The organism is Candidatus Colwellia aromaticivorans (genome assembly GCF_003333305.1).
In the GTDB taxonomy this organism is placed as follows: domain Bacteria; phylum Pseudomonadota; class Gammaproteobacteria; order Enterobacterales; family Alteromonadaceae; genus Colwellia; species Colwellia aromaticivorans.
In genome coordinates this window covers 41,282-65,822 of the sequence record NZ_QOLD01000098.1, presented here as the reverse complement: position 1 = coordinate 65,822, position 24,541 = coordinate 41,282, and the positions used below count along the sequence as shown (strand labels likewise).

Here is a 24,541-nt window from a genome sequence, read left to right as displayed (position 1 = left end):
AAAACTCCTTTTCTTAAATTTATAATTATTAGAGGCCTATGCGTCGCTTTATATAGCCTTTAAAGTAGCCAACTTCCCATGCATAGTTGGCATATTCTGGATGTTGTTTTGAGCCCAAACGTGCTTTAAGCCAGCACTGAAAAAATAAGTTAATACGCCAAAGTGGTATCCCCCATACTGCCTTTGTACCTTCGAAATTTTTAGCCAAATCTTTCGGGTACATACTTAAACCATACCGAAAGGCTCTTTTTTCCAACCATGAAAATTCCATTTGAAACTTCGCAATAATATGCTGTAGCGTAAAGTCCTGGTTGAACCAAAACTTATATCCTTGAGCAGCCACTCGAGTTAAGTAGTCAGTTTCATTACCCATAATATAGTTTTTACCATTTGGACCAATATTTACATCATAACGAATACCAGTATCTATTATTTCTCTTCGTACAATTAAACATGCACCAAAAATTGTTCCCGGACCCACTTCACCATAAGTAAATTTTGCTGGCGTATTAGCATAAGCAACATGGTCATATTCAAAATCTTTCAACCATGGTTGCTCATGCTCACCATAGTAAGCTTTAATTCGACCACCAAACACTTGGTATTCAGGCTTCTCTTTAGTGAGTGATATGCCTTTTTTTAACCAGTTAGGTGAAACAATGACATCATCGGCAGTAAATGCAATCAAATCGCCCTGACAATTATCCATCAAACGATTAAAGCTTGGCGAGGTGCCCTGTAGCTTTTCATGAAAGATTTTTATAGGTAATTTATCAGCGTACTCATCAATTACTTGTTCTGAATTATCTGTACTGTTGTTTAAACAAATCAGCAACTCCCAGTCTAAACCTTTGGTATCTGCATCGACAAAACTTTGTAATGTTATGGGAAGAGTTTTTTCTCCATTATACGACGCAATTAAAACCGAAATATCCATGTAAGCCTTTACCTCTCTAATTTAAAACAATTCACTAGCTGTATTCTGTTTATTTTGCGTTATTACAACAAAAAGAATGGCATCACATTAATAGATGCCCAACGAGAAAACAAGAAATTATTAACTAGCACCACAACGTAATATAATGCTAACATTCTAGAGATATCATAATCATAATCATAATGTCACCTCAGCCATGTAGGTTACATGGATAGTACTTTTGTTTAAATAAGAATAAATACTGACTATGAAAAATTTTGCCCTGATTGGTGCTGGGGGCTATATAGCCCCTCGCCATATGAAAGCCATAAAAGATACTAAAAACAATCTACTCGCAGCGGTCGATAAAAGTGACTCAGTGGGTATTTTAGACAGTTATTTTCCTAATACTCATTTTTTTACCGAATTCGAGCGATTCGACCGCCATATAGATAAGCTAAGTAGAACAAATAATGACAATGCGGTTGATTTTGTTAGTATCTGCTCACCTAACTATTTGCACGATTCGCACATGCGTTTTGCGCTACGTTCTGGTGCTGACGCTATCTGTGAAAAACCCTTAGTACTCAATTCATGGAACATTGATGGACTGGCCGATATAGAAAAAGATACGGGTAAAAAAATTAACACCATTTTGCAACTTAGGCTTCACCCTTCAATTATTGCATTAAAACAAAAAGTTGCTAATTCTAGCGTCAATCATAAATTTGATGTTGATTTGACTTATATAACTTCGCGCGGCAATTGGTACTTACAGTCTTGGAAAGGAGACCAAAACAAGTCTGGTGGTATTGCGACCAATATAGGAGTACATTTTTATGACATGCTCCATTTCGTATTTGGGGCTCTACAACAGAATATCGTTCACTATCACTCTGATACTAAAGCAGCAGGTTATCTTGAGTATGAAAAAGCCCGCGTACGGTGGTTCTTATCTATTGACGCCAATGACATTCCAGATGAAACGCTAGCATCAGGGCAGCGCACCTACCGCGCTATTACAGCCGATGGTGAGCATGTGGAGTTTTCCGGTGGATTCACCGACTTACATACTATAAGTTATCAAGAAATCCTGGCTGGTCGTGGATTTGGTCTCGAAGAAAACAGAGTGGCAATCGATACTGTGTCTCAGATTAGACAACTTACACCTAAAGGTCTAATTGGTGATTACCATCCATTTCTCAACCAAATTAACGAGTGAAATTTATGAATTACCATGCTCACGAAAGTGCCATTATTGATGACGGTGCCATTATTGGCGAAAACTCTCGTATTTGGCACTTCGTACATGTATGTGCAGGTGCAAAAATTGGTGTCGGCGTGTCACTTGGGCAGAATGCTTTTATCGGTAATAAAGTAAAAATTGGTGATAACTGTAAAATACAAAACAATGTTTCTGTTTATGACAATGTTTATCTAGAAGATGATGTTTTTTGTGGTCCAAGCATGGTTTTCACTAATGTTTACAACCCTCGCTCTCATATAGAACGAAAAGAAGAATATCGCGACACTCTAGTTAAAAAAGGTGCCACGTTAGGTGCAAACTGTACAATTGTTTGTGGCGTCACTGTTGGGAAATTTGCGTTCATTGGCGCTGGCGCAGTAGTTAATAAAGATGTTCCTGATTATGCGCTTATGGTCGGTGTTCCTGCAAAACAGATAGGTTGGATGAGTGAATTTGGTGAACAACTAAACTTACCAATTAAAGGTAACGCCTCTGTTACTTGCCCGCAAACAGGTGTGTTATACCAACTTTCCAAGAATGTAATTACAGTTATTTAGGTTATTCAATGCAATTTATTGATCTTCAAGCACAGTACCAAGAATTAAAGTCAAATATTGACAGGAGAATTCAGACCGTTCTTAACCATGGTAAATATATTCTTGGTCCAGAAGTACAAGAATTAGAAGAAGCACTTAATCAGTATGTCAATGTTGAACACACCATAACCTGTGCTAATGGTACTGATGCACTTCAATTAGCGCTTATGACTATGGATATAGGCCCAGGGGATATAGTTTTTTGCCCAACATTTACTTTTTTCGCTAGTGCTGAAGTCATCAGCTTGGTTGGGGCAACGCCCGTGTTTGTTGATGTAGATTCTCAAACCTTTAATCTTTGCCCAGAAGCGTTAGAAAAATCTATCGTTAACGTATTAACTAGCAGTAAATTGAAACCAAAAGCTATTATCTCTGTCGATTTATTCGGCTTACCTGCTGACTATCCCAAACTAAAAAAAATAGCTAAACAGTACGACTTAAAAATTATTGAAGACTCTGCTCAAGGATTTGGTGGTAAAATTGACGGGCAACTTGCCGGTAGTTTTGGTGATATTGCAACCACTAGCTTTTTTCCCGCTAAACCTTTGGGGTGTTATGGCGATGGTGGTGCCGTATTTACCAATAATGAAGACTATGCAAACATCCTCAAATCCCTGAGAGTTCACGGGAAAGGGCAGGACAAATATGACAACATCCGCATCGGATTAAATAGTCGGTTAGATACTATTCAGGCTGCTGTTTTACTCGAAAAACTCAAAGTTTTCCCTGCTGAATTAGCGCGAAAAGAAGCTATCGCCAATCAATATTCGACATTATTTGGCGACGCGATGGTCACCCCATATATTCCCAAAGGGTATCAAAGTGCCTGGGCACAATTTACGGTAAAAACAACACAACGCGATAAGTTTATAAAAAAACTCAATCTAGCCGGAATACCCGCTATGATTTATTATCAAACTTGCATGCATCAACAGCAAGCATTTGATAATAAAGTAGTTATTAATAATGCATTCCCTGTAGCTGAATTATTAGCACAACAAGTGATGAGTTTGCCAATGCACGCTTATTTAAAAGACCAAGATATAGAAAATATTGCTGAAATTTTAATTAGTAGTTAAAAATAGATGTCTTCGACAAGAACTAGAACTAACGCGCTTTAGCATAAGCTGAGCTAATTATTTTCTCGATAACTATTCGTGAACCTTCAAGACTTAAATGGTCATCATCAAAATAAAGTGCTTTTCCTTCATATACGGCAGGACAATATTCGCTATCACATAAAATATCTAACGGTCGAATAGCAACTAAATCAGTATCATAAGTCAAACTGTCTAATTTATTCAATATAAACCTATTACGCTGTAAATAATACTCTCTAGTTGTTGCTCTTTCGAGATCTATAATGGGCTCACGGCTAAATATTGAAAATGCTGTTGTTGCTTTATTAATATGCACTGGTAATTCTGGAATGGGGTACAGTAAATAGACTTTTTTTCCTGCATTTTGCAAGCGAGTCAGTAGCTGCGTTAAATTTTGCCAATAAAGTTCAAGTAGCTGCTCGGCAGAAGCCTCTTCATAGCCCTTTAGTTGTAGTATTACACGAGTTGGTATTTCTGGAAAATGGTCAACACCCTCACCATATAACCCTCCACTGTAACGAAAGCCAACTAATACATTCTTAATTTGTTTATTATTTTCTAAATAACTAACCGAATCGTTGAGCCATTTGGTACAACCAGCTTCTGGTGCACTATAAGAAAGTGCGGGTAAACAACCACTAAAGCTTAACTGAAGCAGCCCTTGATCATGTTCTTGCAATTTTTCAGCAAGCGCGTAAGCAGGTTCAACAGTATGGCTATCTCCCAAACTGGCCCATGTTATTTCATCACCAAAATACGTACAAGCTTGGGTTGGTTTTAAATAATCCGTGCCTTTGGTGTGACACTTTTCGCGTTTAGGGCTATAAACTATCGTGTCACTATATGATGGCAGACTGTATCTTTGCTCAAAACCTTTACCAAAATGCCCAACCAGGCCTATGCACATAAATACCGATAATGATAAGAAGGATAGTTGGAAAATCCGTTTACGATTATACAAGGTTTTATTTCTATAAGGCGTTTCTATGTATTTATAACTCACTATCGCCATTACAATTGACAAGGCGATAGCTAGGCAAAATATTGCTAATGAAGGTTCGCCGACAGATTTCATTCTAAGAAAAGCAAATATTGGTTGGTGCCACAAATATAATGAGTAAGAAATCAGTCCTATTGACACAAAAAATTTATGTGCCAATAGGCGACCAACCAAGTTATTTGAATTAGCAAATCGAATAATAAGTAAGGTGCCGATCACAGGCACTAACGTATAAACACTTGGATGGGGCGTATTTGTTTCAAAAAATGTTACAGCTAAAACAATCAAGATTAGCCCGCACACGGCGAGCACGTTATTTAGTTTAGCAGTAGTTAGCGTATTTTTGGGGATAAACACAAGTATTGCACCAACAAATAGCTCCCAAGCCCGAGAGAATATCCAAAAGAACGCCATATCAGCTTGGCCATTCATTACCCAATATTGTGACAACATAAGTGATAAAACAGATAAACCGATAATGACACCAAGCACTTTGCGTTTGCCAAGAAACCATAACCAAGCCAGCATCAGGGGGAAGAAAATATAATATTGCTCTTCAACGGCCAAACTCCACGTATGTAGTAACGGCATTTCATCTGAAGCGAGTGAAAAGTAATCAATTTCTAAAAAGAAAAAAATATTTGATGCAAAAACAACTACTGAGACCAAGCTCTGTGAAAATTCTTTGAGTAGTTCTGCAGGCATTAATATATAAGAAGCCAATGTTGTCATTATCAACATAAAACTTAAAGCGGGGAGTATTCTACGTGCACGACGTTCATAGAAATTGATTATTGAAAACTTATTCTGCTCTAAATCGCTTACTATAATAGAAGTAATTAAATAACCACTGATTACAAAAAAGATATCCACACCAACAAAACCACCGCTAAAACCGCTAAATCCTGCATGGTATAAAATGACAGGGAGAACAGCAAACGCTCTTAATCCATCAATTTCAACACGATATTTCATTAACTATCCTTTTCCTATAAAACTATTCACCGAGTCAAATATCTAATTTATTATTAGCATGTATCACATACTCAATAACGCTTAGTTAGGCACTTTTTTTAGCTTCTGACGCAGTTTTGACAAATAATCCACCACATAAATTAACACCCCGCGAAAATGTCTCAAGCTGACCATCTGCACCCCAAATAACGTTCGACTACTCGACATCCAATCAGATTTATAGGCATCGTCACCGGTAAGAAAATCAACCTTGGTGATTTTATCGTTATTAAGCACGTACTCAAACATACGTTTAGTTAATACCGTTCCTGGTGAGTAATCTCGATAATCACTGTCATAAGCTAATTTATAAATATATGCGGTGTTGTTGGCCACTATCCAAAGCTGAGTCGCTATGGCTTTACCATCCACTTTTAACAAACCCAACCGCAGTCTGCCTTTTTTCGCCGCTACCTCTGCCATACCGTTGATAAAATCAGGGTAAGGCTCTTGTTCTTTCCAACTTGCATTATATACACTATGATACTCTACCATTGATGCGCTGATATCGTTAGGTGTAGAGAGAATGTCAATTGACCAGTCAAACTTTCGGGTGAGCTTATTTTCTTTGCGTTTCAGCGTATTCTTTATTTTGGGATCTCGAGCGTCAATGTACGTATCAAAACTGGCAATACTCGGTTCAAATAAATTTAGCGTTTTAAAATAGCTAAAACATGGCAAAGATGTCCGTTCAGCTTCATTGGCAATGATTTGTTTTACTTCAGGGGCTATTGGTGAAAAATCTATAATATCCCATTGTTTTTTTTGCTGAGAAAAATAGTTCAAAAATGCTAGGTATGCACTACTTTTGTCGATAAGCGTTTCATTAATACATAAATCAAATATCGGCGAATAGTAATTCGTTAGGCTTGTGATTGCTCGATGATGAAAGCCAAAAATTTTCCTTATTTGGATCCAAGCGGGTAAAACAGCTTGGGCATTGCCATCATTATCAAACAAACAATAAAACCGCACTAATTCTTCTTGATTAGCTACATGCTGACAAAAATTGCGGTACCAATCTTCACCTAAGAAAAAATTATCTTCACCACTTTTTCTTAGCAAGGTTATGCAATCCTCCGGCAGCTCAGCAAGCGAGCAATATTCAATAACATTACCCGAGACTAAAGATTGGCTTTTTCCAATATATCGCTGTATTTTTGGCCTAAACTTAACCCATAACCTTTTTCTTGCTTGCCCCATAGCACGATAAAATGGCTTTAAATCTGTATTATCTAAATAACTAAAAGTAGTTATATTTTTACCTCCAACAAGTATTTTACATCGCGTAACGTGCTTAAAAAAGGCAGTAACATCACGTTCGCTATCAAACCAAATGGCTGATTGTATGGGCTCAGTAATAGTAGGTAAATTCAAACATGTTTGATATTCAATGTAAGGTAAGTTACATCCAGAGCGAATACACAAGCCTACCCAAAAGTCGGTACGTCCTATTGTAGGCTCTATAACCCAGTAGCGGCCTTGTTGATCTTTCTTGAATTCAACCGATACAGGCCCTGACATTTCTAGCCCATCAAAAAATCTTTCTGTCAATTCGATCAATTCAGTTTCATTACAAGAAACCGCCACGGTAGTTTGCCCCATGGCCGGCGGAAAAGACGCTAACTTGTTACCTAAGTAACGGGTAACAACCTTTCCTTTGTCTAGATAAAGCGCGCAAAAAAAGAGGTCTGTATCTCCGCCACTGATCCAGTGTTGCACAAGTATGGGTAAATCTTGCTTATATTGTTCGACTAACTGGCGTAATTGTTCTGCCGTATCACAACGCAATGCTTTAAAACTTGATTGTGGATTGACCGGTTTGATGATCACTGGAAATTCAAATAGCGAAATTGCCTTGTTTACCTCATTGGTATCATTAATTACCAACGATTTTGGATAAAGTAGGTCTGCTTGTTCACATCGTTGTTCAATATTACTTTTCAATAGCAGTCTTGCGACAGTGTCAGCGCAATGGTCCCAGCTAATAATATAATGAGGCGACAATAAAGCGATATTGGCTGCAATTATTTTGACGTTGTTGTCATTTGTGGGTAACAATACGATTTTTGTGTCAACTGAAAATTTTTCTCTAAATGATATTAAGTCATCAATGATACTATCTTGCTTAATACTTTCAACTTTATGCACTTTTGCAGAGCTTGTCAGCGCTCCTGGCAAGTCAAGATTGGCTTCTAAAGCATGAACATTGACTCCACACTTAGCCAGAGCACGTGTCATTGCCAAACCATGGCTGCATAAGCCAATAACTAGGGCAATATGATTATTATGATCATTCATCAATTACTGTCTACGTCCTTTAATTGCTATGGCTTGCCATTGATGTAATTCATAGCTATTCGTGCCTGAAATTTCCATGGCGTATTGTCCCACGGGGTAAATCGGTTTAGCGTGTAACGATTCGATTGCTGATTAACGTATCCCCATTCTGTAGATACGGCATAGTCAAATCCTAATTCTTTTACCACGTTAACTGTTTCTGCACTCAGATCTATACCCACTTTGCCATTTGGATAAGCAAAGCCTGTAACTGCTTTATTGGTCCAATGCGAGAGTAACTCTTGATTCTGTTTAATTTCTTGATATTGCTCTGCAACGGTCAGCGTATTCAAAATTGGGTGATTATGTGTATGCGCCCCTATTTCAATTCCCGCATCACTTATTTCTTTTATTTCAGAGGCGTTCATCATTTTGCGCGCTTCAACATATCCGCCGTTGCTCGTAATAAGTCGCTCTACTTTTTCATCACGAACTGATGGTTCAAAGTACTTTAGCTCTAGCACTGTTTTTTGTGCTGTTGCCAATTTTTTTTCTGGCGCTGAAACATCAACATGCCCCATTCCTGCAACTGATAGGTCCATCATGTCATTGTGCTGCGCAAACAGGTCAAGAATCCGATCATTCCACATGTTCTTCCCTTCGGAAAAAGCGCTAGCAATAAACACCGTTGCGGGGATCTTATGTTTTTTCAAAATTGGCAAAGCAACGGTTAAATTATTCAAATAACCATCATCAAATGTTACCGCTACAGATCGTGAAGGAAGCTGACCAGATTCAAGTAACTTCATACCTTGGCTTAATGATATCGGCCTAAAATACTTACGTAACAGTGCCATTTGCCAATTGAATTTTTCGCTGTCAGGCTCCCAAGGTCTTAATGCGTCTTTATGCGCTAAGACTTGATGAAAATTAAGAATAGTCAGTTTGTTTCTACTAATAGGACGCGAAAAGAAGCTAATGATATTGCTTAGCATAGTTCATCGTCTCTTTGGCCTAGCCATAACTCCAATACCGTCAGTATCCATATAAGTTCACCATAATAAGCTGAGTGCTCATTTTTCTGCATTTCAAGTACTTTATCGATGAACTGTGCTTGGATAATATTTCGATGTTTTAGCTGTTGCAAACTTTGCTCTGTTAGTGCGATTAAACTTGGCGTAGTACGCATCCAACGACCAAACGGCAAGCCAAAACCGTGTTTAGGTTTAGACAGCGTTTCATCTGCAAGAAAGTTTTTCATTGATTTTTTAAAAAAATCTCTGAGTTTATTTCCGGGTAATTTTTCTGAGGCAGGTATTTTACAACTAAAATCAACGAGTTCTTTTTCAAGCAATGGATATTTAACCGTAACACCAGCCATTTCACACATCTTGCTCACTTTAATCAAATCATTGTCAGCTAACGTAAATTTCCAATCCATATATAGCATACTATCAATAGCATTACTTGAACCGCTTTGCTGATAACGCTCACGTAATTGCTCAAGTGGCAAGCCTTGATCAACGTCTTTTAAAAAATCAGCAGTAAAAATTTCACTTGGCGAAAAACGATGTAAAAAGTTATAACTTTGCAACCTATCAGGCAACGGTGTGTCAGCTTGTTCAATATAACTTGCTAGTTTTTTGGCCACGGGCACTTTCTTTAATGGCGTATTCAAAAAAACTTGTTTGCACAAAGATTGACCTATGTTCGGAAGAAGCTCATAAGGACGAAATAGCTTCTGTTTTGCATAGCGACTATTACCCGCAAATATCTCATCGCCACCATCACCAGCAAGCAGCGTTGTAATCCCATGTTCTTTGGCAAATGAAGCACAATAAAACGCAGCAAGTGCTGAAGAATTACCAAAAGGTTCATCAAAGGCACTAGCCACTTTAACAAAGTTCTCGCTGATGTACTCCGCTTGTAAATACGACGTTTGATGCTCAGTAGCAAAGTGTTTGGCTGACAGTTCGGCAAAGTAAGTTTCATCATAACCTTGCTCATCAAACCCTACAGAAAAGGTACGGGCTTTTTCGCCAGTTTTACTCTTAATATCTGAAAGTACTCCAGCCACTGTAGAGCTATCTAATCCACCACTTAAAAATGCGCCTATATTGGCATCGTCACCATGGAAAGCGACCATATCCCTTACGGTATCTAAACAACGTTCATGCGCCGAATCTATAGTGGATTTTTGAGCAAAGTGAGGACGATATAGCGTGCCTTTTCTCGTGATTGAATTTTGCTCAATCGCGAGTAACTCACTGCTATCAAGTTTATAAACTGAATGATAAATAGTTGTTGGCGCAGGAATACAATGGAAGTAGCAATAATTAAATATCGCTTGATTAGAAATAACTAAATTATCTTTGGCGATATTCTTAATATATTGAAGAGATAAACTAAACCAAATGCTATCGTTTTCTTTATAATAATAACAAGGCATGGTCGCCATATGATCATTAAATACAAACAACTGGTTAGTTTGTTTATCGTAAATAAAGACGATAAATTGACCTGCTATTTTCTCATACAAAGCGTCAATGTCGCCTTGATATAATGAAGCTACATATTTAGCGTCAATTTTCTGCGCTTGATTGTATGCTCTTAAATGGCCTAAGACCGTCACTTTATACTTGTCATTTTCAAAACAATCTACCGTATTATCTGCTAGTAAAATACATGAATGCTTTTGAGTATTTGTTAGCTCGACTTGGCTGATCTTTACGTTATTATTTAATGCCATTTGTTAAAATCCGTTTACTGCTTTTATTTTATATAACCAGCACAATATTCGTGTTGGTTATTACGCTAAATGATAAATATGGACATGTGGGTAAATAGCTAATTAATTAGCTAAACTTCTTAACTTAACATGCCTATGTAGATTAATCAGGAATAATTCAAAATTGCTCGAAAACGTCATTCCAGTGATATTTTAGGCTGACGTCACATGGATGTGACTTATTCGAGAATGCAGGATGCACATTCTCCTGAACCCAAACTAAAGGACAATGGATCTTCGACAAAAGACTTCGAAGATGACGTTATACCAACCTCACTAAATATGTGACCATTTATACTGGTTAAAACAACCTACTACTTCGTTATTTATTTAATAATTAACGCTGCATGGTTGCAGCTTATTAGCAAAACAGTGGCTACGCCCCAACCATCTACTAGTAACATTGCTATAAGCATACACCAAAAATTTACGTCGTCATCCTCGTGGTGTTTTAATCGAGGATCCAGTTTTTAAGCACTATGGATTTCCGATCAGAGACTTCGGAAATGACGGTTACATCTAACTTAATTGGAATATTTAATTATTTATTTTGTCTTTGAGAGCACGAACATGCTTTAATATTACCAGCATAAATATGGATACAGACATTAGAGCTAAAAACCAGATGAGTACTTCAAAAACAACAGTCTTAATACTAGGTGCTGACTCACCTATAGGATTAACCATAGTCAGAGATTTAGGACGCAATGGCTATACTGTTGTTGCTTTAGGCCGGAATAAACGCGCAATAGGTCTATATTCTAAATATTGTCATCATGGTTTTATTCGTGAAAAGTCAGACGCTGATCTGCTTACTCAAATGGAAGCACTTAGTCGTCAATATGATGCTAGTTTCCTATTAACGGTTTCAGAATCAGATATCCAATGGTGTAATAACTATCGGTCAAAAATTTCTGACTTTATTACGCCATTAATGCCTACTGAAGCTCTACTATCTCTCGTTATAAATAAAGAAAAAACTCAAGAATATGCTGAATCTGTCGGTATTCGCGTACCAAAAACATTGCAGCTAGTAGACTTTTCTGAATTGGCTTCTTACCAAGATAAATTGCAATTTCCGCTAGTATTGAAATGGTCGAATCCACACCAGGTTATTAAGCAACTTAATGAACAGCGCATTGTATTAGAAAAATTTGAGTATGCTAATAATTGGCAAGAGCTAACAAAAATTTTAGAAAAATACAAAGTAATCAGCCATTTTCCTTTAATTCAAGAATATTGTGCAGGTAAAGGATTTGGTCAATTTTTTCTAGTGAATCAGGGAGAAATTGAATTGGTTAGCCAACATCAACGGGTACATGAATGGCCGCCGGAAGGTGGCTCTTCGACACTTTGTCAGGCGTTACCACTAGATAAACATCAGGCTTGTATGGAACGTTCTAAAGTACTTTTACAGAAGTTAAATTGGCAAGGCGTTGCTATGGTGGAGTACCGCTACGATGAACTTACTGACCAGTATAGTTTTATGGAGATAAATGGACGATTTTGGGGAAGCTTACCGCTTGCCTATTATAGCGGCGTATCTTTTGCCGCAGGACTTGTTCGGACCTTAGGCGAGAAAAAATGTCTAGAAGCAACACCTTATGAACTAAAACAATGTCGCTATATGATCCCTGAAGTTCATCGCTTAGTTCGCATCCTTTTCCAACCTAATAAAATTGTAGATCCTAACTTCAAGGTATCAAAAATTAAAGAAATTGTACGTTTTTTTACTTTGTTCTTTCAGCCTAATTGTCGGTATTACCTATTCTCATTGTCTGACCCAAAGCCGTTCATTATGGATACCTATTTTGCTATAAAAAAACTTTTTGGTGCTAGCTAACCTGAGTTCGCACGGCAAGATCATTATAGGTAATATTATGAATATTTTAAGGCACAATAAGCCAAGGCGTCATTTTCCACAGAGAAGAGAATGGAGCCTCGATCAGAGACTTCGAGGATGACGGGGTTGGAGACCTCGAAGATGACGGGATTGAGCGCATGGGTAAGGAGGGATGTTATATCACTTACGTCATTCTCGTAGTTATTACTCGCGTCATTCCAGTGGTGACTTAGGCTGGAATCCACAGAGAAGAGAATGGATCCTCGATCAGAGACTTCGAGGATGACGGGGTTGGAGACTTCGAAGATGACGGGGTTGGAGACCTCGAAGATGACGGGATAATCGCCGTCATTCCCGTCATGGCTTGGGCTGGAATCGAGGGCGACGGCTTGGATACTCTAGGTTCCGTGTTTGAGCGCACGAGGAAAGCGTAGTGTTATATCACTTACGTCATTCCAGTGGTTATTACTCGCGTCATTCCAGTGGTGGCTTAGGCTGGAATCCACAGAGAAGTGAATGGATCCTCGATCAGAGACTTCGAGGATGACGGGGTTGGAGACTTCGATGTCGGGTTCACTGTTATTACCCTAAATTAGCACGTTAAATTTAAAACGCTCTTGCCGTGCCTGAGCTCGGTTTCACTAAAACAAATTAATTGAGTTTAGCTTTGGCTAAAATGTTATCTACTGCATTTATGATACGTTTAAAGCAAGTATCGAAATACTCGTCACTTAAATGATGCGGATCATAAAGTAGGGGGAAACGTTTATTTCCCCATAAACCTAACATAGTTATTTGTACGTCGTCAGATTTAACTAAGTTACCTAGTTTTGCTAAGTGACGATCTTCAACCATTAACAACAAATCCCCCTTTCGAGCTTGGTAATCATCAATATTGGTCGCTATATGCGTCGTCATATCAACACCATTTAGCTGAGCCACTTTTATCGCTTGTGGATCAGCTGGCGCGCCAGTAGTTGTTGATACGCCAATAGACGCGACGCTTTCGATAGATTTTGCTGCATAATGATGTCCAAATGGACTTCGACAAATATTGCCTAAACAAACAAAAACAAGTCGTTCAACGCGATCCCATTGTACATTTTCATATTGTCGATAATGACCGAGATGAAACTTTATTAGAGATATCCACAACCGAATAATCCCTCTATGCGTTCCGTAGTTACTATCAAGCCAATTTTTCATCTATGTTCCTTAATTTTTGGTTGTCTTAGCTATGATGCATTTCCAATAAACTCTCTAGCTTAATTGCTTGATAGTCTCGTGAGTATTGACGAATGATTTCTGGAGAAGCGGGCTCAATGGTACCACTTTGAACTTGGTCAACAAGCTGCATAATGCTCTTTTTAATTAACATTTTATCATCAAGTGGCGCAATTAAACCTGTTTTTGCTTCTAACAATAACTTAGCCGTATCACCTTTTGGATCCGTTAGCGCTAAAACCGGTCTAGCACTTCTTATGTACTCGTAGGCTTTCGCTGGAATTTGATAGTTGCAATTACTCGCTTGCAGCAACAATAATGCATCTGCATTTAACATTTCTTCCAATGCTTGTTTGTAAGGAATTGGTGGTGCTAAGTCAACAATATCATCAATCCCCAATTCAGCTAATCGAGGCTGATATAGGTGGTCATGGCCTGTAGCTCTTAATCTCAGAGAAAAAGAGTCACTAGAAATGTCTCCAGACTGTTTTAAATCAGCAAGAGCGAGAAATAATTGACTAGGATCTCTTTCACTCGGGTAAACAACACCACTGTGTAATAGCGTCAAATGATTTTCATTCTTGTTTTTTTTATCTGAAATAGATGATTTATTGTTTTCAGATTTATTGCCTTCAACTTCTGCAAAAATTTGCTCATCATAACCATTAGGGATCACTTGCCAGAAATCTTGATGAGTTTGTGGATATTTACTCAAATAATAGGCTTTTGCCCCTGCAGTAGTGACTAAAGCATAACGACAGTGCTTGATAATTTTACTTTCTAGCCAAAGAAATATTTTTTTCTTCGTTGGTGAGCTTGGGTAATTTTCTTGCGCCATTGGATCACGAAAGTCTGCAATCCAATCGGCGTTAGTCAGTTTTTTCAATACGTAAGCGATGATATGGGCAGACGCTATAGGGTAAGTAGAAATAATCGTTGAGGTATTATGTTTTTTTATAGAAAAATAACCCCGAACAATACCTGCTGGGATCCAACTTTGCCAACTGTCGGGCTGGGCCATGAAAGAAAAATATTTCCCACCAATAGCATAACTTTTCGCCACGTCCCTCGCATAGGCTCGAATGACACCTATCTCTTTTGGAATAAACGCATATTGATCCGCAGACCATTTGTTATATGCTTTAACAGAAGCCGTAAGGACATTTACTTGCCAATGCTGAGTTGACAAATAACGAGTGAATGCTAGCGATCTATGAACACCGGTACTACCGACGATTGGAGGATAATGAAAGGCAATATATAATATTGATCTGTTCTTTTGTTTGTCCACAGTGACCTTCTGTTAAAGCGGTATACGTTGATAAGAAAGTATAATAAACTGACTAGAGTTTTGTATATAGTATTTTTAAAGGTAGTTTTCATGAAATTAGGAATTTACATTGCATTATTGAGCTTGATTTCGTTTTCAAGCATAGCTAGAAATAATCAAACTTGTGATCTTCAAAACGTTTTTGATAACGTTGGGTATGGTCCTTTTGATTATACAACAACTAAAGGTAAGCAAAAGCTAGGTGTTGTAGAAAAGGCTCACTTTAACCGCAATGTAAAGAACCTTGTTCATGGTAAAAGTGGTGCAGACCCTCTGCCCGACTTAATCTATGTGTTGTCCAAGTTTCCAAACCACCACCCCGCTTTATATAGCATGAGTAAACTGCTCAGAAAAAGAGACGCTAATAGTACTTTACGCAATAATAACAAGCATTATACTGCAAGGTGTTACTTTGAACGCGCCAAAACATTCAGTTCTAAGGATGCAACTGTACTTGCCCTATATGGTATCCACTTACACAAATCCCTTAAATATACTGGAGCAGAAAAACAATACTTAAATGCGCTGCAGTTAGCACCACATAATCCTGAAATAAATTATAATTTAGGTTTGCTTTATATTGATATGAAAGAATACACACAAGCTAAACATTATGCTGATATCGCTTACGAGCAAGGATTCCCTCTACCCGGTTTAAAAAACAAATTAGAAAAGCTCGCTAGTAGCGCCAAATAGTATCATTTAGTTTATTATGCAGTTTTCTGCCAATTGCAAATCTATTTGGAATAGCAAATTTGATTTGTTCATGCTCTACAGACTGCCATTCTTTTTGTTCACTAGTAAATGTTGCACTGGTAAAATCTTGGTCATGCTCAGTAATAAAAGCACATAACTTAGTCAATCGCTGTTGATTTACACGATTTTTTGTTACTTTGTGATATTGAAAATCCGCTTTTTTGATGTATTCAAAAGGATGGGTGAGAATAACCACGTTATCAATGCCTAGCTTTCTGCATTTCCATAGAATATGTTTCATTTCTGGCCAAGAACAACTGGTTATTTGTATCGATTTTTGATGTTTTTTACCTAAGATATTTACATCTTGATAGGTAAGAATGGGCACTTCCATCACATTTGCCACTTTGCGGCGCCCTGAGACAAGCTGAAGTTCATCTTCCTTCGGCTTAAAGACACCTAGTCCAATATTACTCGCCATAGGAATACCAAGCGCATTCATAACTTGATATACATTTTTGTCTGCCCACAGACTTCCCGTTCTTAGTGCTAGGGGTTTGTGGCCTACCCAACGTTCAAATACTTCCACGCACAATTTAAAAGCTTTGAATAAATCATCAAAACTACGTTGTGCACAATCATCGTTACGAGGAAAGCTGCCTAACTTGCTATCTTGTATAAATGACAACCAAACAGGATGCACATGCAATTGTATATCTTGCCCAGCATCTACAATACGCTGTACTAAAGATTGCATAGGTTGGTCGCCAAAATAAAAGTAATTTGCACATTCAACAAAAAAGCTCGCTTTGATGTCAAATTTAGCAAATAGCGCTAGCATAAACCCTAATCCTTGCTCTTGTCCGTCAACAGGACAAGTCACTACCGGCGTAGAAAGGGGTTTATATTTTTCAGGATTGTCAAAATGACCCGCAATACTGAATTCTGTATCAATGGTAATCGTAATTTTTGTAGGTTTTTGAGACAAATTTAGTCCTTTAATTTTATTACATGCCTATGTAGTTAACTCAGGAGCTTTCTGTAAACGTCAGGACAATATGCTCCTGCATTGTCTAATAACACCATCCATGTAGCGTATCTTCGAAGTCTTTGATCGAAGATCCATCACTTTTTAGAAACTGGATCCCCGATTAACACACCACGGGGATGACATCCTGAGCCATGTACATAGGCACGTTTTATTATTGACACTTGTTGATTATATATTTGTACTTTCCCGTTTGTTCGCTGGGGATTTCTGACATTACCTCTATATGTATCGATATATCTTGACCTAAAACGGTTGTCAGTTTGTCAATCAAGACTGGCTCCAATATCGTTGTATTGGGATAGCAGACTATGTTGAGCGTAAACGCTAAAGGTTGTTCTTGAATTAGCTGAAAATGGCAAATGGCTTCGTCTTCTCGAATAATATTACCGATATAGGCACCGTGAACTGAAGCTCCATTGCTTGCAGTTAACACATCATTAGAGCGCCCGACTACTTCGGCCAACATTTTTAAGTTTCGACCACATTGACATTTTCCAGACTTGGTCGCCGCTAAGTCTCCTGTTTGGTAACGTAACATAGGGAAATCTCGTGTGGTTAAATTTGTCACAACCAGATTCCCTATCATACCATCAGAACATGGTTGGCCATGATCATCAAGCACTTCAACAATGATATCTTCCTCACTAATATGCAAGTTACCAAAGGGGCATTCGTGTGCAATAAAACCCGCATCTCGGCTACCATAGCCATTCGCTACAGGTGCTTGAAATACTTCTTCGATTATTGCGCGCTGGTGTTCATAGAGCTTTTCTGCAGTGCAAAAAATAACTTTCAGCGCACCTGGTTTAAATACCAATTGATGTGTTTTGGCGTGTTCTGCAATTAAGGTGAGTATCGACGGGTATCCATACATCATACTCGGTTGATATTGCTGTAAGCCATTAAAGAGTGATGCTATGCCTGCTTTATCTAATTTTTGTGCCGGGAACAACTTTGTTCGAAATAGCAAATCTCTAATATTTTTAACCAAACCTTGACCAGAAAGTTCAATGTTTGATCCCCAAATAACCGCTTCTTTTTCACCTAATTCCACCCCCCACCAATTCGTTGCGCGCCATTTAGCTGCAACATCATGGCTAACACGTTCATTACCAACGGCAAATTTAAGTGGCTGACCGCTTGAGCCAGACGTACTCAAAAACTTAGCATTGTTGCTATTATCTGATAGAAAATCTTTGGAATGTTCACGTATGACTTTTTTATCAAGTAGTGGTATTTTCGATAGCACATCAGCATTTTTGAAATCTACAGGTTCAATGTCAAAATTTTCAAAAATATGGCGATAGAACTGGTTGCTTTCGTAGATATCAAATAAAAAACGCGTCAATTTCTCCTGTTGAATTTCTTTAATTCTGTCATGAGAAAGCCATTGAGACTCTCCAAGACGGCGTTTAATATCCATCGTCACATGACCCTTGAGTTTTTCTTGCAATGGGAAAAGGATCTGACTGACAAATTTAGTGTATAAATACATTATACTGACACCACGTTAATTTTCGTCATTGGAGCTGTTTCTTCCGCTAACTTTTTCTTAACAATATTATTGACCGCCACAACAGTAATGAGGATATGGTATGGTAAATCAAAATAGGCCAAACTTAAAAAAGTAGCTCCTGTAGCATACGCAATAAGGCTAACCTGTAACATTTTCGATAGCATTCCTGCCCAAGCTAAATCAGATTTATGTCGAACTAATTTTATCGTTTTACTTGCTAACCGCCATGCAGAGAACCACATACTTAAGAAAATAATCAGTCCTATATAACCATGTTGACCTAAGATCTGAAAATAAATACTATGGGCCGCATGCACATCTCTTGGATTCGGTGCATACAAATAAAAGTTTGCACCTGTCGTTACATTAAAACCACCACCAAAAACATTATGCGCCGCCAAGTTACTTGCCATACGCCAGGCATTAAACCGCCCTTGAACCGAGCCATCATATTCTTCTTCATTTGACACTACAATGGTACTCATGCGGTCAAACCATTTATCCGGCATTACGCTTAATGCCAATGGAATAGCTAAAATTAACAAACCAGCCAGTAACATTTTTTTATCGCTTTTAAGCCATAAAAAAGCACAACAGGCAATACCAGCGACCGCTGCGCCTCTTGATTGTGTACCCAAAACGGCAACTGCACTACCACCGATGACGGCAAGGCATAAATACTTCAACCATTTATTGTCAGTACTCCGCATTAAATAGACAAGTAATGGTATATCCATCAACAAAGCCAGACCAAGTTCATTATTACCACCAAAGAATCCTCCTGGTGGTCCCCATACATGACTAGAACCACCAGTTAAAATAGTAAAAACCCCACCCTTAAGACCATAGAACCCAATACTTAAGGCTACTACCCACAACGTAAGTTCAATACGTTTTTTTGACGTTAACATCATCAGGATAACAAAAGTTAATACTAGAATTTTCATCACTTTAATTAAAGAAGACACATTGCCACTATGCATGCTATTTGCTAAGAATGTGATGAGCATCCATGCAATGAAAATAATTAACCACGTTAATGGAGGACTTGCCTTAAACGATTTAGGCTCTTTACTGAATAAATATCCAACCAAAAGAGAAAGCCCTATCAATTGAGCAACGGGGAAGTGCGTAATAAAGCCCCAAGCTAAGCGATGAGGAACCATATAGCTGATCCAACACCACATCAGTACACCAATAAACGGTCGCTTTAGTATGAAAGGTATACTACCGAATATCACAATAAAGAGTATTAGGTCACGCATGTTTTATCTTACCTTACGATAAAGTTTTTCTAATAAAGGAACTACTTGATGAGGCTGGTACGCCTGTACTTTTTCATATCCGGCTTGTGCAATATTTTCTGCTAATTCGTTCGACTTTAAAAGTGAATTGATGGCTCGGTACATTGGCTCTGCTTTACCGGGTTCCACTAATATCGCCTCCTTTTGATGGTCAACCATGTAGGGTATTCCTCCTACATTTGTCGTCACAACTAACACTCCACACGCCAGCGCCTCTAGTATCGAATTGGGCATGTTATCTATGGTGCTTGGATTAATCATGATATCGGCAGATTGATATAAATGTGCCATCTGCTCACGATCCAGTCTGCCTGAAAAGGTTACGCTGTCTATTAGTTCAAGTTCATCGACAAGTTTGACCAATTGGCTTGCTAATGGACCAGAGCCAGCAATGGTAAGTTTAGCTTTAGGAAACTGTTTTTGGACCAGTGCAAATGCTCGAATTGCGGTTGCATTATCGTATATTTCCTCTAAATTTCGAGTCACAATAATATGTAAATTTTCTGATGATAAAGCTGGAGCCTTAAAAGTAAAAAGGTCCATGTTGATTATATTTGGAACTATGGTTGCTTGTACCCCAAATTCTGCAAAAACGTCTTTCAAAAACCCACTTGGCACAAGTATCTTTTCGGCACTATTAATATCCTTTTTAATATAAGGCCACGCAGAAGAAAAAAAATCTCTCGCTTTTCCGCCTCTATAATTGATAAAAACTGGAACTTTACACCAGTTTGCCATCCAAATAGCTGGGCGCACAAATAAATGAAAAGCCCATCCAGAATTTGCCATAAGATGTACAACATCTTTACCTTTTATGCCGACATACAAGGCGTAAAAATAGGGGATTATCCGAAAAAATGCTCTTAATAAAGGAATCCTACCTATCCAAGTTGGTTTATAGGGTGCATTCACCGCGATCATGTCAACCTGATGTCCATGTGATAACAACAACTTATATAACTGGAGAGTTTGCATTGCCATACCTCCATTAGGTGGAGGTATAGGCCCTATCAGCGCGATATTCATCGTACTTTTCCTGCTATCAATTTTTCATACACAGGTTGAATTGCTTTAACACTGTTTTCCCAACAACGCTCTTCCTCAACGTAGGCCCTTCCAGCCGCTTTTATTGCAGGCCAGTGAGTTTTGTCTGCTATGAGAGAGCATATCGAATTAGCAAGCTCAGATGATGAATCAGGCGTAAAAAGAATACCTGTTTTATTGTGCTGCAACATTTCGCGGTGTCCGCCGATATCCGAGGCTACAACTAAACCTTGTTGGGCCATTGCTTCCAATGGTTTTAAGGGGGTGACTAATTCAGTCAAACGAATTGATTCGCGTGGATAAACAAAAATATCGACGAGTCTATAATAATCGGCAATATCTTGATGAGGCACACGCCCGGTAAAAATCACTCGTTGTTCAAGACCCAATTCTTTAACTTGAGCTTTCAAATTTTGATCTTCATCGCCACCACCTACCAATAACAATACGCAATTATCATGTTGCTTGCTTATCTCGACAAGGGCTTCCACAAGTAAGTGCAAACCTTCATAACGATAAAATGAGCCTAAAAAGCCAAGTACGAGTTTGCCTGCCAACTGATATTGAGCAATCAAGTCAAAATTCTTGTGATCGATTAACGGAAATTTTTCTATATCAACAGCATTGGGGATCACTGTAATATTATTCTCATCGACTCCCCATTGCTCAATTTGATTTGCGAGTCCTTGGCAAATGGTTATGACTTGATCTGCACTTCGTAGTGCTTTTTTTTCTAACCATTGTCCTAGCTTATAGCGTAAACTACCTTCTTTACAGGTGCCGTGACTTACGGCTGCATCCTCCCATGAGGCTCTCATTTCATAAACAAAAGGTATCTTCAGTTTGTTGGCTGCACGTTTTGCAGCTAGTGCATTTAGAGAAGGTGAATGCGCGTGAATGATATCAATATTTAAATTGCGTGCTTTTTCAATTATTGCTTTTTCTAAGGTATAAATCACATCAAATTGATTTAATACCGGAAATTTGCTCCGCCATGTTGGCTGAGTACGATAAAAATTAAAACCATCAAAAGACTCCACTGCACTTTCTCCAGCATAGTGCTTAATACTAGTGATATGTTCAGTGTGGTAGCCCAATTTACGTTGCTCTTTAAGAATAGCTAAACTTCTAAACACATAGCCACTATGCAGCGGAATTGAATGATCAAAAACATGTAGAATCCGCACTTAAACCTGCCCTCTCTTTTTTAATGTTTTTCGACGTTTAATTAGTAAAATAAGCAAATAACCGCTAAATAAACCAAGTAAACTTAATATAACGACTATACTTATTAGCTTTATTTTCAACCTATAAATCTTCGTTCGCATTAACTCATTCGTGACTAAAGGTAACGCTTTGATTTTTGGGTGAGCCCCAATAATGATCGCGGTAAGTTGTTCTACTGGACGACCAAATTGTGCTACCCATTGAATAACAAGATGCTCGTCATAACTTAAGCTATCATTTGCCCACCATAAGTAGAACTGATCAACACCTCGAGAGTAGTAATCCAAAAGTGCTTGGTCATGCTTAAAGCCGAACTTTCCTTTTGTACGAATGACTACTATCTCATTTGGCGAGTTTTCAAGTAGTTGACGAAACTCTAGCACAGAGAGAGGTTCTGTTTGCCCTTGTTTTCGTACATAAAATCCATTGTATACATCAACGAAAACCCATTTATTCCATTCTTCAATGTAAAATTCACTAAAAGCGTGTCCCCAGCCACCATAACCGTCGAATGACATTCCCCACTCTCTGGCAAAGACTTTGTTTTGGTATGATAGTGCGTTAATCACTTGTGTATAATCAGCGCAATAACCTCGCCCTTCATTAACAATAAGTGCTAAGGCTTGCTCCGTGCTCGATTGAATAGCTCGACCAAACAGGGTGTTTTTTCGTAATTTATCAACCGTATTTAAGGTTGTTTTCCATTGCGAAGAGGCCTGCTCAGTCGATAGTTGGAACTGCACAATGCCATTTGGAACTGTCGTATGCTCCTGTCGATAATCATTTGGAACCTGACTTGGCGTCCACGTAAAGTCGTCCATTGTTCCAACGCTAAATAATAAAGCATTACGTAAACGTGTCATTTCACTTGCAGAGTTTGCCTGCAAAGCTATCCACAGCAATATGACAATTATGGCAATGACGTTTATCGTCAATGCCAATATTGACTTTTTCATTACCAACATAAACCTTGATAAATACAATTCAATTGGTCTTTGTTACTCATGTTTACCAAATCAATCACTATTTGTCCTGGCTTGGCATGAGTTACTACCGCTTCAAGCAAATTTTTATCTCCTATACCCACAACAATGACATCGTTATTTTCAATAACGGCATTTACATCATCATTCATCAACTCACCAACATGGGGGATTGATTCTTCTATATATCGTTTATTGGCACCAATCAAAAATGACAAATTGACTTCAGGATCATAAATAGATAAATCCATTCCCTTACCAATTAAAAGTTCAGCAAGGTTAACTAAGGGGCTTTCACGTAGATCATCAGTACCTGATTTAAAACTTAATCCAATCATGCCTACTTTACGCTTTCCTGTAGCTAAAACTCTCTTAACAGCAAGATGCAAATGTTCTTCGTTTGACTTTAAAACATTCGCTAACATTGGAATTTCAATGTCATTCATTTTAGCAACATATTGCATCGCTCTGAGATCTTTTGGTAAACAAGATCCCCCAAATGCAAAGCCTGGCTTTAAATAAGCGGCTGATATATTTAGCTGCCTATCTTCACACAAAAGAGCCATAACTTGATGAGCATCAATTTCCATTGCGTTACATAATCGGCCCACTTCATTTGCAAAGGTAATTTTTAGCGCATGAAAAATATTACAAAAATACTTTACTGTTTCTCCAGTACGAATATCTGCTCGGTGATATTCAGCAGGCAAGTGACCAAACAAGGTATTCATCGTTTGATGAGCGCGCTCTGTTGCCGCACCAACAATAGTAAAGGGAGGATTGTCATAATCTTTAATTGAGGTACTTTCACGTAAGAATTCAGGCTGAAAACATACATCAAAATCAATATTCGCTTTTTTACCAGAGTGTTTCTCTAGTAATGGAATAAGGGTTTCTTCGACTGTACCTGGCACCAAAGTAGAACGAAATACAATGGTATGTAATGAATTTTTCGTTGATAGAGCCGCACCTAACTGTTCTGCTAAACGTAATACCGCGCTTTGATCTTGGCTGCCATTAAGCTGTGATGGGGTACCAACACAAATAAACGATATGTCCGTGTTGTCTATCGCTAGATTGATATCATCAGTAACTTCCAATGATCCATCAGTTACCACCGCTTTCATTAATTCAGGCATGCCCTCTTCTATAATAGGTGAATTACCTTTTCGAATTAACGCTAATTTAATTGGGTCAATATCAACCCCATAAATTTTATGCCCATCTCTGGCTAAACACGCCATCGACACCGCACCAACATACCCTAATCCGAAAATACTTATATTCATCAACTTACTTCCATATTATGTTTAATTTATCGTATCTATTCACCTATCGTCACTCCCGAGGTCTTTAAATCGGGAGTCTAGGTTTTTAAGCACT

Annotated in this window: 19 protein-coding genes; 5 read left to right on the top strand and 14 right to left on the bottom strand. The window is 38.3% G+C overall.

From position 1 onward, the window contains the following. Positions 1-28 precede the first annotated feature (28 nt). Positions 29-937 carry a glycosyltransferase gene (locus DWA31_RS16305; protein WP_114327626.1) on the bottom strand — a complete coding sequence of 303 codons (909 nt, stop codon included), beginning with the start codon at positions 935-937 and terminating at the stop codon, positions 29-31. Positions 938-1,184: 247 nt separating this feature from the next. Between DWA31_RS16305 and DWA31_RS16300 the strand changes: the two genes are divergently transcribed. From DWA31_RS16300 to DWA31_RS16290, 3 genes are read left to right on the top strand one after another with little or no spacing between them, the layout of a single operon-like run. Continuing rightward, positions 1,185-2,138, top strand: coding sequence for a Gfo/Idh/MocA family protein (locus DWA31_RS16300; protein ID WP_114327625.1), 954 nt, complete (start codon positions 1,185-1,187; stop codon positions 2,136-2,138). 5 nt (positions 2,139-2,143) lie between these two features. Then, the gene (locus DWA31_RS16295; RefSeq protein WP_114327624.1) at positions 2,144-2,719 is read left to right on the top strand and encodes an acyltransferase; all 576 of its coding nucleotides are present in this window, start codon (positions 2,144-2,146) and stop codon (positions 2,717-2,719) included. An 8-nt stretch (positions 2,720-2,727) separates the two neighbouring features. Then, complete coding sequence (locus DWA31_RS16290; protein WP_114327623.1) at positions 2,728-3,837, top strand: DegT/DnrJ/EryC1/StrS family aminotransferase; 1,110 nt, start codon at positions 2,728-2,730, stop codon at positions 3,835-3,837. A 28-nt stretch (positions 3,838-3,865) separates the two neighbouring features. Here DWA31_RS16290 and DWA31_RS16285 read toward each other — a convergent pair whose 3' ends face one another. From DWA31_RS16285 to DWA31_RS16270, 4 genes are all read right to left on the bottom strand, one after another. Then, positions 3,866-5,833: an acyltransferase family protein gene (locus DWA31_RS16285; protein WP_114327622.1), complete on the bottom strand. Its 1,968-nt coding sequence runs from the start codon at positions 5,831-5,833 to the stop codon at positions 3,866-3,868. An 81-nt stretch (positions 5,834-5,914) separates the two neighbouring features. Continuing rightward, positions 5,915-8,173, bottom strand: coding sequence for a GNAT family N-acetyltransferase (locus DWA31_RS16280; RefSeq protein ID WP_114327621.1), 2,259 nt, complete (start codon positions 8,171-8,173; stop codon positions 5,915-5,917). A 26-nt stretch (positions 8,174-8,199) separates the two neighbouring features. Beyond that, complete coding sequence (locus DWA31_RS16275) at positions 8,200-9,147, bottom strand: polysaccharide deacetylase family protein (protein ID WP_114327620.1); 948 nt, start codon at positions 9,145-9,147, stop codon at positions 8,200-8,202. Continuing rightward, on the bottom strand, positions 9,141-10,901 hold the full coding sequence (locus tag DWA31_RS16270) for an asparagine synthetase B family protein (RefSeq protein ID WP_114327619.1): 1,761 nt from the start codon (positions 10,899-10,901) through the stop codon (positions 9,141-9,143). Before DWA31_RS16270 ends, DWA31_RS16275 begins: the two co-directional genes overlap by 7 nt. 634 nt (positions 10,902-11,535) lie before the next feature. Here DWA31_RS16270 and DWA31_RS16265 point away from each other — a divergent pair. Further along, on the top strand, positions 11,536-12,783 hold the full coding sequence (locus tag DWA31_RS16265; RefSeq protein ID WP_114327618.1) for a carboxylate--amine ligase: 1,248 nt from the start codon (positions 11,536-11,538) through the stop codon (positions 12,781-12,783). A gap of 651 nt (positions 12,784-13,434) precedes the next feature. Here DWA31_RS16265 and DWA31_RS16260 read toward each other — a convergent pair. Next, positions 13,435-13,989 carry an arsenate-mycothiol transferase ArsC gene (locus DWA31_RS16260; protein ID WP_114327617.1) on the bottom strand — a complete coding sequence of 185 codons (555 nt, stop codon included), beginning with the start codon at positions 13,987-13,989 and terminating at the stop codon, positions 13,435-13,437. Positions 13,990-14,014: 25 nt separating this feature from the next. Then, a complete protein-coding gene (locus tag DWA31_RS16255; RefSeq protein WP_245942657.1) occupies positions 14,015-15,298 on the bottom strand; it encodes a glycosyltransferase family protein in 1,284 nt (427 codons plus the stop codon). Positions 15,299-15,388: 90 nt separating this feature from the next. On the opposite strand from DWA31_RS16255, the gene DWA31_RS16250 reads away from it, so the two are divergent. Continuing rightward, the gene (locus DWA31_RS16250) at positions 15,389-16,033 is read left to right on the top strand and encodes a tetratricopeptide repeat protein (RefSeq protein WP_114327616.1); all 645 of its coding nucleotides are present in this window, start codon (positions 15,389-15,391) and stop codon (positions 16,031-16,033) included. Here the strand turns inward: DWA31_RS16250 and DWA31_RS16245 are convergent. The 7 genes from DWA31_RS16245 to DWA31_RS16215 all read right to left on the bottom strand — a co-directional run bounded on the left by DWA31_RS16245 (position 16,017) and on the right by DWA31_RS16215 (position 24,447). Then, the gene (locus tag DWA31_RS16245) at positions 16,017-17,021 is read right to left on the bottom strand and encodes a polysaccharide deacetylase family protein (protein ID WP_114327615.1); all 1,005 of its coding nucleotides are present in this window, start codon (positions 17,019-17,021) and stop codon (positions 16,017-16,019) included. The genes DWA31_RS16250 and DWA31_RS16245 overlap by 17 nt on opposite strands. Before the next feature lie 214 nt (positions 17,022-17,235). Continuing rightward, the gene (locus DWA31_RS16240) at positions 17,236-18,507 is read right to left on the bottom strand and encodes a phenylacetate--CoA ligase family protein (protein ID WP_168427380.1); all 1,272 of its coding nucleotides are present in this window, start codon (positions 18,505-18,507) and stop codon (positions 17,236-17,238) included. A 71-nt stretch (positions 18,508-18,578) separates the two neighbouring features. Then, positions 18,579-19,865: a putative O-glycosylation ligase, exosortase A system-associated gene (locus tag DWA31_RS16235; protein ID WP_114327613.1), complete on the bottom strand. Its 1,287-nt coding sequence runs from the start codon at positions 19,863-19,865 to the stop codon at positions 18,579-18,581. A 3-nt stretch (positions 19,866-19,868) separates the two neighbouring features. Further along, a complete protein-coding gene (locus tag DWA31_RS16230; protein ID WP_114327612.1) occupies positions 19,869-20,930 on the bottom strand; it encodes a glycosyltransferase family 4 protein in 1,062 nt (353 codons plus the stop codon). Further along, entirely contained in the window at positions 20,927-22,135 is a 1,209-nt protein-coding gene (locus DWA31_RS16225; protein ID WP_114327611.1) for a TIGR04063 family PEP-CTERM/XrtA system glycosyltransferase, read from the bottom strand. The genes DWA31_RS16230 and DWA31_RS16225 overlap by 4 nt, the downstream gene beginning before the upstream one ends. Then, a complete protein-coding gene (locus DWA31_RS16220; protein ID WP_114327610.1) occupies positions 22,136-23,131 on the bottom strand; it encodes a hypothetical protein in 996 nt (331 codons plus the stop codon). Then, positions 23,131-24,447, bottom strand: a complete 1,317-nt coding sequence (locus DWA31_RS16215) for a nucleotide sugar dehydrogenase (RefSeq protein ID WP_114327609.1) — start codon at positions 24,445-24,447, stop codon at positions 23,131-23,133. The genes DWA31_RS16220 and DWA31_RS16215 overlap by 1 nt, the downstream gene beginning before the upstream one ends. Between the last annotated feature and the right edge of the window lie 94 nt (positions 24,448-24,541).

Excerpts from the sequence above, each read along its gene's own strand:
- DWA31_RS16305 (WP_114327626.1), bottom strand. The coding sequence starts at position 937 with ATGGATATTTCGGTTTTAATTGCGTCGTATAATGGAGAAAAAACTCTT.
- DWA31_RS16300 (WP_114327625.1), top strand. The coding sequence starts at position 1,185 with ATGAAAAATTTTGCCCTGATTGGTGCTGGGGGCTATATAGCCCCTCGC.
- DWA31_RS16295 (WP_114327624.1), top strand. The coding sequence starts at position 2,144 with ATGAATTACCATGCTCACGAAAGTGCCATTATTGATGACGGTGCCATT.
- DWA31_RS16290 (WP_114327623.1), top strand. The coding sequence starts at position 2,728 with ATGCAATTTATTGATCTTCAAGCACAGTACCAAGAATTAAAGTCAAAT.
- DWA31_RS16285 (WP_114327622.1), bottom strand. The coding sequence starts at position 5,833 with ATGAAATATCGTGTTGAAATTGATGGATTAAGAGCGTTTGCTGTTCTC.
- DWA31_RS16280 (WP_114327621.1), bottom strand. The coding sequence starts at position 8,173 with ATGAATGATCATAATAATCATATTGCCCTAGTTATTGGCTTATGCAGC.
- DWA31_RS16275 (WP_114327620.1), bottom strand. The coding sequence starts at position 9,147 with ATGCTAAGCAATATCATTAGCTTCTTTTCGCGTCCTATTAGTAGAAAC.
- DWA31_RS16270 (WP_114327619.1), bottom strand. The coding sequence starts at position 10,901 with ATGGCATTAAATAATAACGTAAAGATCAGCCAAGTCGAGCTAACAAAT.
- DWA31_RS16265 (WP_114327618.1), top strand. The coding sequence starts at position 11,536 with ATGGATACAGACATTAGAGCTAAAAACCAGATGAGTACTTCAAAAACA.
- DWA31_RS16260 (WP_114327617.1), bottom strand. The coding sequence starts at position 13,989 with ATGAAAAATTGGCTTGATAGTAACTACGGAACGCATAGAGGGATTATT.
- DWA31_RS16250 (WP_114327616.1), top strand. The coding sequence starts at position 15,389 with ATGAAATTAGGAATTTACATTGCATTATTGAGCTTGATTTCGTTTTCA.
- DWA31_RS16240 (WP_168427380.1), bottom strand. The coding sequence starts at position 18,507 with ATGGATATTAAACGCCGTCTTGGAGAGTCTCAATGGCTTTCTCATGAC.
- DWA31_RS16235 (WP_114327613.1), bottom strand. The coding sequence starts at position 19,865 with ATGCGTGACCTAATACTCTTTATTGTGATATTCGGTAGTATACCTTTC.
- DWA31_RS16230 (WP_114327612.1), bottom strand. The coding sequence starts at position 20,930 with ATGAATATCGCGCTGATAGGGCCTATACCTCCACCTAATGGAGGTATG.
- DWA31_RS16220 (WP_114327610.1), bottom strand. The coding sequence starts at position 23,131 with ATGAAAAAGTCAATATTGGCATTGACGATAAACGTCATTGCCATAATT.
- DWA31_RS16215 (WP_114327609.1), bottom strand. The coding sequence starts at position 24,447 with ATGAATATAAGTATTTTCGGATTAGGGTATGTTGGTGCGGTGTCGATG.